The sequence below is a fragment of the Limnovirga soli genome, assembly GCF_013106755.1.
GTDB lineage: Bacteria > Bacteroidota > Bacteroidia > Chitinophagales > Chitinophagaceae > Limnovirga > Limnovirga soli.
Genome location: NZ_WHPF01000022.1, coordinates 21644 through 35832, shown reverse-complemented (window position 1 = coordinate 35832; position 14189 = coordinate 21644). Strand labels below are relative to the sequence as shown.

11 protein-coding genes are annotated in these 14189 nt (G+C 39.3%); 3 read left to right on the top strand and 8 right to left on the bottom strand.

Annotation, left to right across the window (positions count from 1 at the left end; translation table 11 throughout):
• The first annotated feature begins 42 nt into the window (after positions 1-42).
• The 3 genes from modA to GD597_RS21120 are packed head-to-tail and all read left to right on the top strand — an operon-like array spanning position 43 to position 2390.
• Entirely contained in the window at positions 43-816 is a 774-nt protein-coding gene (gene modA / locus GD597_RS21130; protein WP_171609913.1) for a molybdate ABC transporter substrate-binding protein, read from the top strand.
• Positions 817-840: 24 nt separating this feature from the next.
• Positions 841-1515, top strand: a complete 675-nt coding sequence (modB, locus tag GD597_RS21125; protein WP_171609912.1) for a molybdate ABC transporter permease subunit — start codon at positions 841-843, stop codon at positions 1513-1515.
• Positions 1512-2390 carry an ABC transporter ATP-binding protein gene (locus GD597_RS21120; protein WP_171609911.1) on the top strand — a complete coding sequence of 293 codons (879 nt, stop codon included), beginning with the start codon at positions 1512-1514 and terminating at the stop codon, positions 2388-2390. Before modB ends, GD597_RS21120 begins: the two co-directional genes overlap by 4 nt.
• A gap of 119 nt (positions 2391-2509) precedes the next feature.
• On the opposite strand, the gene GD597_RS21115 is transcribed toward GD597_RS21120, so the two are convergent.
• From GD597_RS21115 to GD597_RS21080, 8 genes are all read right to left on the bottom strand, one after another.
• The gene (locus GD597_RS21115; RefSeq protein ID WP_171609910.1) at positions 2510-2917 is read right to left on the bottom strand and encodes a c-type cytochrome; all 408 of its coding nucleotides are present in this window, start codon (positions 2915-2917) and stop codon (positions 2510-2512) included.
• A 320-nt stretch (positions 2918-3237) separates the two neighbouring features.
• On the bottom strand, positions 3238-5481 hold the full coding sequence (locus GD597_RS21110) for a xanthine dehydrogenase family protein molybdopterin-binding subunit (protein WP_171609909.1): 2244 nt from the start codon (positions 5479-5481) through the stop codon (positions 3238-3240).
• Positions 5482-5523: 42 nt separating this feature from the next.
• Positions 5524-5982 carry a (2Fe-2S)-binding protein gene (locus GD597_RS21105; RefSeq protein ID WP_171609908.1) on the bottom strand — a complete coding sequence of 153 codons (459 nt, stop codon included), beginning with the start codon at positions 5980-5982 and terminating at the stop codon, positions 5524-5526.
• Positions 5983-6384: 402 nt separating this feature from the next.
• Complete coding sequence (locus GD597_RS21100; RefSeq protein WP_171609907.1) at positions 6385-7542, bottom strand: acyltransferase family protein; 1158 nt, start codon at positions 7540-7542, stop codon at positions 6385-6387.
• 501 nt (positions 7543-8043) lie between these two features.
• Positions 8044-8643: a hypothetical protein gene (locus GD597_RS21095; RefSeq protein ID WP_171609906.1), complete on the bottom strand. Its 600-nt coding sequence runs from the start codon at positions 8641-8643 to the stop codon at positions 8044-8046.
• A 152-nt stretch (positions 8644-8795) separates the two neighbouring features.
• Positions 8796-9590, bottom strand: a complete 795-nt coding sequence (locus tag GD597_RS21090) for a DUF7003 family protein (RefSeq protein ID WP_171609905.1) — start codon at positions 9588-9590, stop codon at positions 8796-8798.
• A gap of 625 nt (positions 9591-10215) precedes the next feature.
• Positions 10216-11757: a glycoside hydrolase family 43 protein gene (locus GD597_RS21085; RefSeq protein ID WP_171609904.1), complete on the bottom strand. Its 1542-nt coding sequence runs from the start codon at positions 11755-11757 to the stop codon at positions 10216-10218.
• A 269-nt stretch (positions 11758-12026) separates the two neighbouring features.
• Positions 12027-14108 carry an alpha-L-fucosidase gene (locus tag GD597_RS21080; RefSeq protein WP_235954387.1) on the bottom strand — a complete coding sequence of 694 codons (2082 nt, stop codon included), beginning with the start codon at positions 14106-14108 and terminating at the stop codon, positions 12027-12029.
• Positions 14109-14189: the final 81 nt, after the last annotated feature.

Sequence of the window (14189 nt, the reverse complement as noted above, 5' to 3'; positions counted from 1 at the left end):
AAATTGCAAGAAAAGGGTTTTAAATATAATAAGTTTGCAATAATGAAAAAAGCAATGCTGGTTCAATGGTTAATGGTTTCATGTATGCTGTTTCCTGGAATTACAGTAAGGGCACAAGATGCAAAAGTTACTGTTGCTGTGGCAGCCAATATGCAATATGCCTTAAAAACACTTAAAACCCAATTTGAAAAAGAAACAGGCATACAGGTGGAAGTAATACTTGGCTCATCTGGCAAGCTTACCCAGCAGATACAGGAAGGGGCGCCTTTTGATGTATTTATATCTGCAGATACCAAATACCCTTTAACGCTTTTTCAAAACAAGTTTGCTACCGATAGCCCTAAAGTTTATGCCAATGGTGTACTGGTTTTATGGTCAACTAAAAGCGATTTAAAACCTGAAGTAAATATGCAATTGCTTTTGATGGATAAGGTAAAAAAGATTGCTATTGCCAACCCTAAAACTGCACCTTATGGGGTAGCAGCTGTGGAAATTTTAAAACGATATAAACTGTACGATAAACTACAGAAAAAACTGGTATATGGCGAAAGTATTACCCAAACCAATCAGTTTATCATGTCTCAGTCTGCAGATATAGGGTTTACGGCCAAATCGGCTGTACTGTCTGATGAGATGTTGGGTAAAGGCACCTGGGTGGAGATAGCACACAATGGTTATTCCCCCATAGAACAGGCCGCCGTATTATTAAAGCATGGGGCCCTAAACAACAAAGAATCCTCAGAAAAATTTTATAATTTCCTGTATTCAAAAGAAGCCAAAAAAATATATGAGCGTTTTGGCTATATTGTAAAATAAACAAACGCAACTATCGTATACTGTATGATTGATTTGGAACCATTGTGGCTTACTTTACAGCTGGCAGTTGTTACTACTGCCATTCTTTTTTTTATTGGTATACCCCTGGCCAACTGGCTGGCGTATAAGAAAACAAAAGTTAAAGCAATAGTAGAAGTATTGGTAAGCATGCCATTGGTATTACCACCATCGGTAATTGGGTTTTATCTATTACTGGCTTTTAGTCCTTCGCAAAGTTTTGGTAAATTTCTGGAAACGCATTTTGATATAAGGCTGGTATTCTCCTTTCCCGGGTTGGTAATTGCCTCTGTTATTTATAGCTTGCCTTTTATGGTGCATCCTATTCAATCTGGTTTTGCTGCTGTTCCTGAAAGTTTGCGGGAAGCAGCTTATTCGCTTGGTAAAACAAAATGGCAAACCTTGATCCGGGTTTTATTGCCTAATATAAAATCCTCTTTACTATCGGCCATTGTATTAACTTTTGCACATACAATTGGTGAGTTTGGTGTGGTATTAATGATTGGGGGCAATATTCCCGGTGAAACCAAAGTAGCTTCCATTGCTATTTTTGATGAAGTAGAATCCATGAATTATGCTTCAGCCGGCACCTACGCCTTTATTTTATTTGCCACTTCTTTTATCATATTACTTAGTGTGTATCTTATTAATCACCGGCTCGATAGAATTAAATCCATATGATAAATTGTGTACTGCATAAACAATTGCACGCAGCCAATGGTGATATGCAGCTGCATGTTTCATTTAAATTGGCGCCCGGGGATTTTATAAGTATTTATGGGCCTTCAGGTGCGGGTAAAACTTCTATTATAAGAATGCTGGCCGGGTTTCTTAAACCCGATGATGGGGAAATACATTTTGAAGGCGAAACCTGGTTTAGTCACCACCAAAAAATACATCTTGCACCCCAAAAAAGAAATATCGGTTTTGTATTTCAGGATTATGCTTTGTTCCCCAATATGACTGTAAGAGAAAATTTGTTATTTGCCTTACAAAAAAATGAGCCGGTAGATATTATTGCCGAACTGATGCAGGTAACCGGTCTGGAACAGTTAAGTAACAGACAGGTGCAGGCACTTTCGGGCGGACAAAAGCAACGATTGGCACTTGCCAGGGCATTGGTACGTAAACCAAAACTATTGTTGCTTGATGAGCCCCTTTCTGCAGTAGATAATGCCATGCGGGAGAGCCTGCAGACAATACTTAAAGACATTCATATCAGGTACAACCTAACCACCGTTCTGGTAAGCCACGATATCTCTGAGATTATAAAATTAGCTAACAGAACCCTGGTGATTGAAAATGGAATTATTATCAAAGAAGGTAATCCGGCGGATATATTTTTTCCTGAAAAGCCGCATAATCAGCTGTTGGTAAACGGACAGATTACGGAAATAGTAAAGACCGAAAATGGGCAGATGGCAAGTGTTTTGCTGCCACCGCAAATAATAAAAGTTGAACTAGCTGAAAATGAGGTAGATCATTTTCAAAAAGGGGATCTAGTGCAAGTTTCGCACCAAAAGTTTAACCCGACCATAAAAAAAATTGAACCCTGAGTTATGGCAAATGCTTTGGCTTTTAGGTATGAATTTGATTAGTTTTTAAATTGTTCCAATTAGCTGCATTTGCTTATCAGATCCAGGCAAAACAGTGTACTGGAAAATGTAAAAGCCTGTTATTGTCTAAGGGCTTTTACCATGGCAGGTGTTACTGTTCCGGGTGATTTATTGCCCCAGCTATTGCGTATAAAATTCAATGCATCGGCTATTTGCAAATCATCCATATAATCCATGGCGGGCATGAGTGTATTGTATTTTTTGCCATTTACTACTATCTCATCAGATTGCCCTTTAAGCACAATGTTGATCAACTCTGCTAATGGCTTTTTTAGATAATCTGCCTTGGCCAATGGTGGATTTACATCGGGCATGCCTTCACCGTTTTCCATATGGCAATTTTGGCAGGAGAGTTCATACACCTCCTTTCCCCTCTTGATACTTTCACTAATATCCTGTGGGATAAAAGCGGTGCCAATAACAAAAATGGTGGTAATAAATAGTAAAGCTATTATTGGTTTAAACATACTGTTTGTTTTAAAAATAGATCATGTAAATTGGCTGGTTTTGTTACTATGCAGACAGAAACTGGCAGGATTGCTCCCTAATCTATACTTGTTGTTTTATTGTTCGCCAACATCCTTAGCGGGTTTGCAATGCAACAATGATGCTAAGAAACACTAGAACCTGAATCAACCTGATTAAATGCTGTAGTGTCAAAGATGTACAAATAGTAGCCCATAGCAGTTAAATACTTAGCCTTACAAGAGCAATTGCACCATACCAGAATTAGTTTCAAAACGCTATTTTAAGCTAGCTAATTTCTTGCTGCTATTGCTGAACACAACTACAACTCCTTGCTAAAAGGCTGCGTATAAAAACGCTTACCCATACTTTTATACAATGCATTTGCCACTGCAGCAAATACCGGCGGAAAAGGTGGTTCGCCCAAGCCGGTGGGGTCAATATTGTTTTCTACAAAATGTACATCAATTTTTCTGGGTGCTTCCCGCATCCTTATTATTCTGTATCGGTTAAAATTATTTTGTTCAGTAACGCCATCCTTATGTGTTAATCCCCCATACATGGCATTTCCAATACCATCCACTACCGCACCCTGCACCATATTGGTGGCCGCGTCCGGGTTTACAACAATGCCACAATCAATGGCACTGATTACCCTTTCTACATAAGGCTGACCATCTTTTTTTAGCATATCAATTACATGGGCAGCATAAGAATTATGACAAAAATAAGCTGCAACACCGCGACTATATTGTTTGTTTTCCGGGTTATTCCAACCAGATTTTTCTTTTACCAAATGTAATACACCAGCATACCTGTCAACATCATATTCATTGTTTTTACCAACAGGTTTTTCTTTTGCCCGCTGTAACAGTTCTAATCTAAAATCAATAGGGTCTTTGCCCATGGCTTCTGCCAATTCATCTAAAAATGCCTGCTCGGTTGCCCCATTAAAATTAGAACCGGGTGCACGGAATGCCCCGATAGTGATATTGGATGGAATCGCCCATCCCTCTGCAAGATAATTATCAATTGCACCAGCAGGAAACCTGTTAGGATGTACTGCATGTTCAGGAATGCCGCCACCTTTTATATGAAAGGCAATAAGGTTTTTGTTGGTATCCAATGCAGCCCGGTAAGTAACCGTATACATGGGGCGGTAAATGCCGTAAGTCATATCATCTTCCCGGCTATATACCAGTTTTACAGGGGCTTTAATTTTTTTTGAAATAAGCGCCGCTTCTGTAACAAAATGCCCATAAGCCCTTAGTCCAAAGCCGCCACCCATGCGAGCTATACGTATTTCAATTTTATCGGCAGGCAAGTTTAAAATTTTAGATATAGTAGGTTCTATCCAACCCGGCGCCTGATGAGGCCCAACCAGTAAGGCTTTTTCATCCGTAACATGGGCAAAGAAATTCATTGGCTCCATACAGTTGTGCGCCAAAAATGGTGCGGTATAGGTGCGTTCTATAATCTGTGCAGCATTCTTGAATGCCGTTTCCGAGTCACCATCTTTTCTTAATTGTTGCGCCGGTTTTTTTGCATATTCAGCCATTTGGGCTAATTGGGTGCTTGTACTTTCCAATCCGGCGGGGATAGTTACTACATTTTTACCACGAAATCCGGCAACCGTTTCTTTGGTTTCGCTAATAGGTTCCCATATTACTTTTAGCTTTTTACGTGCATTCATTACTTCCCAGGTGGTTTTACCCACTACTACCAGTAAGTCATTAAATGTTCTTGTATCAAAACCTGCCTGTTCATAGCCTTCTTCATACATTTTCATGCTAAAAACATCTGTAATGCCGGGCATTTTTAGGGTTTCGGTGGCGTCAAATGATTTTAGTTTCATCCCAAATGCACGTGGATGTTCTATCATCGCAATCAACATACCTTCCTGTGTATAATCCATTCCAAACAACGGTTTGCCGGTAACAATATTTTTGCCGGCAACATTTTTCTGGGAGTGTCGCACCACATTAAAATCCTTTGCATCTTTTAGTTTTACCACTTTGGGTATAGGAAGTGCTGCCGCAGCTGATGCAAAGCTGCCATAAGTGCCAGATTTGCCGCTTTTTTCATGATAAAGTACACCTGCCTTGGTACTTATTTCATTGGCAGGTACTCCCCAGCCTTGTGCGGCTGAGTCTATTAACATTTGACGGGCAGCAGCACCCGCTTCCCGTAGTGGTTTCCAATACATTCTTACCGAATTGCTTCCTCCGGTAAATTGTGGCCCTAATTTCACATTATCGTGAGGGCCCATTTCAACTACTACTTTTTGCCAGTCCACACCTAACTCTTCCGCCACCATCATGGGTAGCGAGGTCATTACGTTTTGCCCAAATTCCGGATTGGGATTATATATTTTAATAATATTGTCAGCCGTAATTTTTATATATCCGGTTAATTCATTCCATTGCTCGGGTAGATCCAAAGTGCCGGAGCTGCCTTTAAAGGTAAACTCAGACAGCAGCTTAAAGCTAATTAAAAGTCCACCGCCTGCCAGTACAGACGATTTTAGAAATGAACGCCTGTTTTGGGCAGTTTTATTTTTTTCCATTATTAATGCTTTGAATGGTTTGAATAGGTTTTTAGCAATAAATTATTGATGACTGGCAGCTGCTCTTACCGCTTCCTTTATTCTCACATAAGTGCCACAACGGCAAATATTGCCCGACATGGCCGCTTCTATTTGAGTATCAGTTGCATTTGGATTGGCTTTAAGTAAGGCCACAGCTGTCATTATCTGTCCGGTTTGGCAATAACCACATTGCGCCACATCGTGTTCAATCCATGCTTTTTGTACAGGATGATCCCCGTTTTCTGAAAGTCCCTCAATAGTAGTAACCGCCTTATCTCCAACAGCCGAAACGGGTAGTTGACAGGAGCGGATAGCGCTATCACCCAAATGAATAGTACAGGCACCGCATTGTGCAACACCACAACCATACTTGGTGCCAACCAGGTTAAGGTGCTCTCTGAGTACCCATAACATAGGTGTGGCAGGGTCTACATTTACCTGCTGTTTTTTACCGTTTACGTTTAATGTAAATATGGCCATATCGAAAATTTTATTAAGAAACCGTAATCAAAATAATCCTAAAATACCCCTTAGTAAAGTTGCCTGATTTTTTTGAACAATAATTGCATTAATCAAACAAAAAGCTATTTAAATCAAATAATATAACAAGACAAAGGCCATGTTGTTGCCAGCTTAGGTGTTACATGGCATCGCCGCTTGTTATGTATTTGCTGCTTTCTCACGCAAATACCTCAATTGTACTTTCTGAACATTGATGGACTTTTATTTGAAGTAAATTTCCTTTTACCATGGAGTAAATACACCAGTACTCAAAGGCACTATGTAGATGCTTACATAGGCGCATAAATTACCAACTACAACTGTATTTGTAATTCCTAAACCCAAAAATTGGATTACTGATTCTAAAAACTGAATTTATGCTTATGCCTGAATTTTATTACCAGATAAATACTTTTTGGTAAGCCATTTTCTTACTGGTATATCGTAAACTTTTAGGAATACATAGGCTAGTACTATTGAACTTATCAACAATAATAAACCCATCGGCCAGCCTTGTGCAATGGTTTTCTGATGATCTACCACCCATGCTGTATATATGTAAATTAAGGGATAATGAATGATGTACACAGGGTAGGAGATATCACCAAAAAAGCGACAGATTTTTGCCAGTAAATTATTTTGTATAGTACCACTTGCACCCAGGTAAACAACCAATGGAAAAACAAGCACAATGCTTAATGATTCATACAGGCCATTCATCCAGAAATTGTTTATATCGCTGCCTCCAACCCTTGGAATAGAAAGGATCACAATCAAGATTAAACTACACCACACAAATGTATTGCCCAGGTTTCCGGGTTTTATCAAACGCGACAGTAACATACCTGCAAGAAAGGGATAACTTAACCTGGTAAAGCCAATCCTCAACTGTTCTGCAGTTAATGACCAGCCGCCAATTAAATCGCCACGAGTACCGCTTACCCCATATTGTATTAAAACAGCAGCGGCAATGATGGTAAGTATGGCCAATACTGTTTTGGAAGTATTTCTTAACACAAGTGCATACATGATATTGGCAATGTATTCAAAGAAAAGTGTCCATGCCGGTCCGTCAAGCGGGTGCATTTCGCCCCAGCCGCGAATATCAAGTGATAGTGGTACGGGTATAAGTGTATAGCCTATCAGCATTACCAGTATCAGTTTCCAAACCGGTGTACTGCCAAGGGGAGGGAATACAATATCAGATGCACTGAAATAAAAGCAAATAGCACCAACCGTCATACCAATAATGATCATTGGGTGCAAACGAATAAGCCTGCGTTTAAAAAAGTCTTTTATACTCATATTGCTCCACCTGTCGTCATAGGCATGTGCAATAACAAAGCCGGATAACAGAAAGAAAAAATCAACTGCCAGGTAGCCATGATTGATATACATTTTGGTAGCATCCCCACCTGCAAAACTTTCCATGATGTGCATGCTAATCACCATAATGGCGGCCACGCCACGCAATCCGTCGAGTATTTTATAGTGGCTTTTTGAATCGGAGAAAACCGAGCTTACTACCTTATTATCCATGTGCAGTTGTTTACTGCAATATACATATTGGTAGCATTTTGCAATGCCCAAGGGTTGATTATTTTAAAATCTGTGTAATTATTAGACTTAGTTGGTAAAAATAATCTTGCTAAGTAAAAGATATTAACTAATAAAAAATGTGTTACTGATTTTAGGAGGTATCAGAAGTGTATATATCCTGGTATTTAACCTGGTTGTTTAAATAATATGTTGTGCAATCGCCAAATGCATAACGGCTATTGAAATAGTTTTAATAGTCAACTAACTATGTTTTTTTAAATCAACCGGATTGAAAGAAATAATGATGATACCAGCCTTTGTATGGTATGGCATCGCCACTTGTGTCACTCACTTGTACGTCCGGAAATTTGCTGGGCTTTTATCTCAGCAAAGATTGGAGCGAATGTTGTTGGTCAGGCGACCAACAATGGCGGAGAAAGCCTGGCTGCATACTTGCAACAGTGAGGGGGGAATCCCCCTTGCTTACTGGACTATGTGCCGCTATTCTTCACCAATTTTGAATTTCAATTGCCAGTATTTGCCCTTGTTGTCTTTTGTCAAAATAGAGTTTCGATAAATAAAGGAAATGTTTTCCAACAAAGTGTCTTTCTTGCCGTTTAGATAAAGCCTTTTTTTTATAACCCCATTCTTTATCTCGCAAACTTGTATCTGTTGTTCTTCGTCTGTACCAGGATTATTGATGCAAGCAAAATCTCTCATGTTTTGAGCAAATACAGGTTGTCCGATTAAAGTGTCAATAGTTCCTGTCAAACCATTAATTAGATAAAACTCTTCGCTGTTGTAGTCAGTCCTTTTTACTAATGAAAGTTTTGTCCCTTTAATGATACCTAAATAATCAAATTCATAAAAGTTCTCATCAGAATTGTCGTCTTTGAAAATTTTTGAATCTTTTCCCGAAACAGGAATTGTCAACTTACCAGCCTGTTTCTTTATTTGAGGATTTGCAATTATATAAGAGGTCTTAACGCAACTGTCAAATTGTGTTTTATTAATTTCAGTATAACGATATGAAACTCTTCTTTGACCAATAGCAGATATTGTCAGTGTCAGAAAAGCAATTATGGTTATTAGGGTCTTCATATAGTGGCACATAACGGATTAGGGCTTTGTGTTGTGGTGGGAATTAGGGAACGTCAGCCCAACCCATAACCAAAAGCCAAATTGAAAAACTAAAGATGAGCTTTGTTCGTCAGCCCACCATAACACAAAACCCATGTAAGCGGTAGTTGTGTTTACAAATTGCCCGATTCCCAATTTGTCCAATGGTTGTTGGGTTTGAGTTTAGGTTTCCAATAAGTTGTGTCCCTTGTTACTAAGATTTTGGAGATTAATTGATATGTCTCTTGACTGCTTGGCAAGTTACTTTTGTCGTAAGCACTTACAAAATGAAATTTGTCAAGTGTCATAAGTTTTGGAATGTCTTGCGGAATATGCTGTTTGATTTCATCTTCGGTTGCACTAACTAAGTCAGGGTTCGTGTCGCTGAAAAATCTAACGATCCCGCCATAGCCAATAAGACTTTTTGGATTGTCGTAGCCCCTTGGTTCAATTCCCAATGCCAAATATTTTTTTGTGTCGTGGTCGATTGTAACTTTTTTTCCGTGAATGGTTAAGTCGCTGGCATTAGGGCTAATTAGCTCAAAATCTTCCATGTCTTTGCCTTCCTTGTTTCTTATCCTTTCATATTCTTCCGAAGTTATTAAAACGATATTGCTTGCATTTGTGATGTAATTCCTTTCAGGATATTTGTCAATAGGATAGTTTATGCAATTTCCAACAAAGTCAAGTTGTATTTCCGCTCGGTCTCCACGATTTTGGTAACCACATTTTTCAAAGACAATTGCCCACCTGGTTGAGTCTGCATATAAATGAATTTTGTTACCTGCCGTTTCGCAATAACCATGTTCTAAATCAAGAAAAAAGTTGTACTTGATGTCGCCATTATTTCCTGCTGGATAGTCTTCTGCCGGTTGTCCATTAAATGCTAGGTCAAGCTTATGAAAAATATCTTTTTCAGTAAAATTCATTTTTTTGCTGTCAAATTTTAAATTGTCTTGTCGGTATGAGCAAGATGTCAACAACAGTGTTATTAAAATCAGGATTGTCCGCATACAATTACCGCTTACGCAAGGATTTATGCTATTAGACGATCTATTGAATAAAAGAAATATATTGATAATCAACAAATTAGTATTATACATTTTGTATAGTTTATAGCATCAAACTAATGTATAAAAAATTGTAATATTTGCTTTTTTGTTATTATTTGGTACGGCTTCGCATACTCAGTCACATCGTTGAGGGTGCGAATTATTGTTTGTAATGTAGCATTTTGTTATATGCAAATTGCTTTTTAAGCTTCTTTTTTTAAAGGCTATTGCTACCAATCAATTTTTCCCCCGATAATGGCGCAAGTAGGCAGGGTTGGCAATAGTTGTGTCGTACTTGTGCCCGCGATAAAGATGAGGTTTAACTGTGGTACAAGTACGCTGTGCTACCAAGCCTGGCTGCATAATTGCGCCAGTGAGGGGCGTTACTGGCTTTGTCCAATAGCTGCAACCGGTTGCTATGGTACAAGTGAGTGACACAACCGGCGATGATACAAGTTATATCGCCCGCTACATACTACTTGCATTGCTGCTAAAGGTCCTATTATTTTATACGGAACCAATCGATATCTACATATCCGCCGGTTGATTTGGTGGCATAGTTGAAGAGGCAAAATTTGTTGCCGGTGAATATTTTTAGGTTAAAAAGCATGGATAACTCATCTCCAAGGGTGGTGAAATTTTTGTTGTTGATGCTATAGGCAAAACTGGCTTTGCCTGTGCTATTTGAGGCGATGGTTTTTAGATAGATGCTAGGTTGATGGATAAGCACCGAATCGATGGTTTTTCCATTGTTTACCATAGTGATATAGTTTTGGTTATTTTGTTTTCTGATGGCAATATAGGCATAGGGATCCTGGAAGATGGCCAGTCCTGCTATATCACCCTCCTGCATATGGCTGATATCTATTTTTGTGGTAGCTGTTGTAGGTACGCTCTGGTTATAATTGGCAAAAGGCCGTTGGGTAAGCGTATTGATAGCTGTTGTAAAATTGGCAACCACTTTGGCGGTGGCTAATCTTAAATAACCGGGCCTTTTTGTTAGCGACCATTTGGTGCTATCGGGGTTATGGTTCCAGCCCCATTGCATGCCAAGGGTATTGGTATTAAATTCATCGGCAGCAGGCATTTTTTTTATGGGATATGATTTGCCCATAGTTGGTTTTTTATAGGTGGTAACGGCTTTGCCATTGATGCCAATCATGGGCCAGTTATCAACCCAGGTAATGGGTTGTAAGGAAGGGAAGCGGCCAAAAGGACCACTGTCTACAAACAAAATCGTCCACCATTCCCCGGTTTGGGTTTGAATAAGTGCACCCTGATGGATGCCATAATTGATGCCTTTTGTGGTATCGTATATCAACAGCTTTTGTTCGTAAGGGCCATAAATATTTTTTGAGCGCAGCGCTACCTGCATACCATCTAATCCGCCATAAGTGCAATACAAATAATAGTATCCATTTAGTTTGTAAACGTGGGTACCTTCCAGGCCTTTGCGAATATCACCTTTATATACCAGCGAATCGGGACCGATGGGCGCCAGGTTAGCATCTACTTCAGTAATAGAAATATTATTATACCCCTGCGCAACATATATTTTTCCGTTATCGTCAAAGAATAAACCGGCATCATAAAACCCCTTTGGTAGCCGGGTAATTTCCCAGGGGCCTTCGGCTTTATCTGCAGTACAAACAAAGCCACCTTCATCCAGTGTAATAAACAATAAATAAAATTTGCCATTATGGTATTTCATACTGGTGGCCCATTGACCATGACCATAACGGTTACAACTATCCAGGTTATAACATTTGCTGTAATCAAAGCGGGGCACAGCATTACTGCAATATTCCCAGTTAACCAAGTCATGCGATTTTAAAACAGTAACACCAGGAAATACAAACATGGTGGTGGTAACCATATAATAGGTGTCGCCCACCCGTATCACATCGGGGTCTGGAAAATCTGCAGGGATTAACGGATTGGTATATGTGCCTTTGCCGTTATCACTAATTTTTTTTTGAGCAGTAGCCATGGTTGTTGAAAGCAGGGCAGTTAAAAGAACGCTATATAATTTTAGTGTTTGCATATATCTTTTTTAAAACTGTCAAAAAATAATCATCCATTTTAGTGTACATAGAAAACTGTTGAGCTGTTTCTTTTGTAGCCAGGCCAATGTATGCTATGGCATCGCCTCTTGCGTCGCACACTTGTACTGCTTAATTCATGGCAACAATTTTCAATTACTGCATGTAAATGGATGTATTGGTGCATTTATTTCATCTCATACATGCCATGCTATATTTGTTGTTTTAACTGTTGCTTTATCTGGTAATACATATCATCATACGTTCAAAGCTATTCAGTAATAATATCTATTTCGGCATAGCCTGCAGCATTATTGTTTTGTATATTATGTAAGGCACTCAACTTTATATAACGTGCATTAATTGGTTTGAACATGTTGGTTTGCCAAAGCGGATTGTTTTTAATATTAGCAAACTCTCCGGAGGCTACAAGTTGCCACTGATTATTGTCGTTGGAAATATAAAATGCATAGTTGGTAACAATATCACTTGCCCACCAGTTTTGGTCGGGCAAATACCTGAAACCAGCAAGTTTTTCCGTTTGCCCCAAATCAATGATCAGGTCAACAGGTGCTGTGGTGTTTTGCTGTTGATGCCAGGAGGTGCTTTCCAAACCATCCATAATGGCATAGACATTGCTATCTGCTGTTCCCAGTATTTTCCATTGCTTTTTTGAAATATCAAAATGCTCAATAGTTACGGTGCTGCTTTTGCCTGTAACCGCATTGTATGCCATTGCTTTTACTTCAGCTTTCCCATTACCCGTTTCTATAAGCCCTGTATATCTGCCTGCATTTCTTGTTGGTATACTGCCATCCAGTGTATAAAATATGTCCGATTCAGGATCGGCTGGAATGATGCGTACTTTACCAGATTGCTCACGAATTATTATGGGTGGCGTTAAGATCTGTGGTGCCTTATATACTTCCATATTGGTAATAAGCGGACAGGCTTTTGCATCCAAAACGGTAAACCTTAATTTGGTAGAGGAAACAGTGGGAAAACGTAGAATGCGTTTATACCCGATGGTGGTTTGTTTATCGAGTAATTTCCATTCGCCTTTTACCCATGCTTCAATGCTAAAAGCTTTTACCCTTTGCCCGAGGGCTATATATTCCTGTACCAGAAATCTGTTGAAAGAAACAGCTTTTCCAAAATCAATTGTTATGGATGCCGATTTGATACTATCATCTGTTGACCAGTAACTGTTTTTATTGCCATCTGTCACTTTGCTGGCATTATAGATGGCATTTTTGCTACGTACATTCGTAGCTTTTGCTGGTGCATTTTTTGCCAGATTAATGGCAAATGCGGCTTTTACTGCATGCGCAAAATCAAGTGCTGCCTTTTCGTCCTTTTCGTTAATCAAGCCATTTGGCATAATGGGGAAATTCATCAGTAAAGTCGCATTCCTTCCAACTGAATTATAATAAATATCCATCAGTTGTGGCAATGTTTTTACTTTCCCGTCTTCTTTTGGATGATAAAACCATTCTGGTCTTATAGAGGTATTCACTTCACCCGGTACCCATGCATTGCCATTCTCCACGCCATGTCGTAGCATCTCTTCGGGCACATCTCCTGTTTTGTTTAATAGACTCCAGTTGGTTTCTCCTATATAACCAGCTTCTGTACCCACCCAACGTAAATCCGCCCTGTCGCCGCCATCATTCCAGATCACAATATTGGGTTGCAGTTCCCTGATCATTTTATAAGTGTTCGCCCAATCGTAATAAGTTTTTGCATCTATTTTTCTCGTTTCATTGGCACCACCATAATAACCTGAACCACCATTGGCACCATCAAACCAAATTTCAAAAATATCGCCGTAGTTGGTAAGTAATTCTCTTAATTGATTACGGAAGTAAGTAATATATTCAGGCTTACCATAATCTGCACTGTTTCTGTCCCATGGGGAAAGATAAATGCCGAGTTTCAGCCCATAGGCTTTACATGCATCCGACATTTCCCGTACTATGTCGCCTTTGCCATTTTTCCACGGACAGTTTTTTACAGAGTACTCAGTATACTTAGAAGGCCATAGACAAAACCCGCTGTGGTGTTTGGCAGTGATGATAATTCCTTTCATGCCAGCTTCTTTACAAATGCGTGCCCACTGCATACAATCTAACTGCGAAGGGTTAAATATGTTGGGGTCTTCATTGCCAAAACCCCAAGACATGTCCGTATAGGTGTTTACAGAAAAGTGTACAAAAGCATAATATTCCATTTGCTGCCAGCGTAACTGATTAGCTGAAGGTAAGGGGCCATAAGGCTTTGGTGCATTCACCTGTCCGTATACAATTACCCCGGGAAATATCAATATAATTAAGGCAATAAATATTTTTTTCATGTTCATCTGCTTGGTTTAAAACAATTATATCAACGATGGTATTTAGGCCTGCAAAACAATATATATGCAAGAATTGCTTTA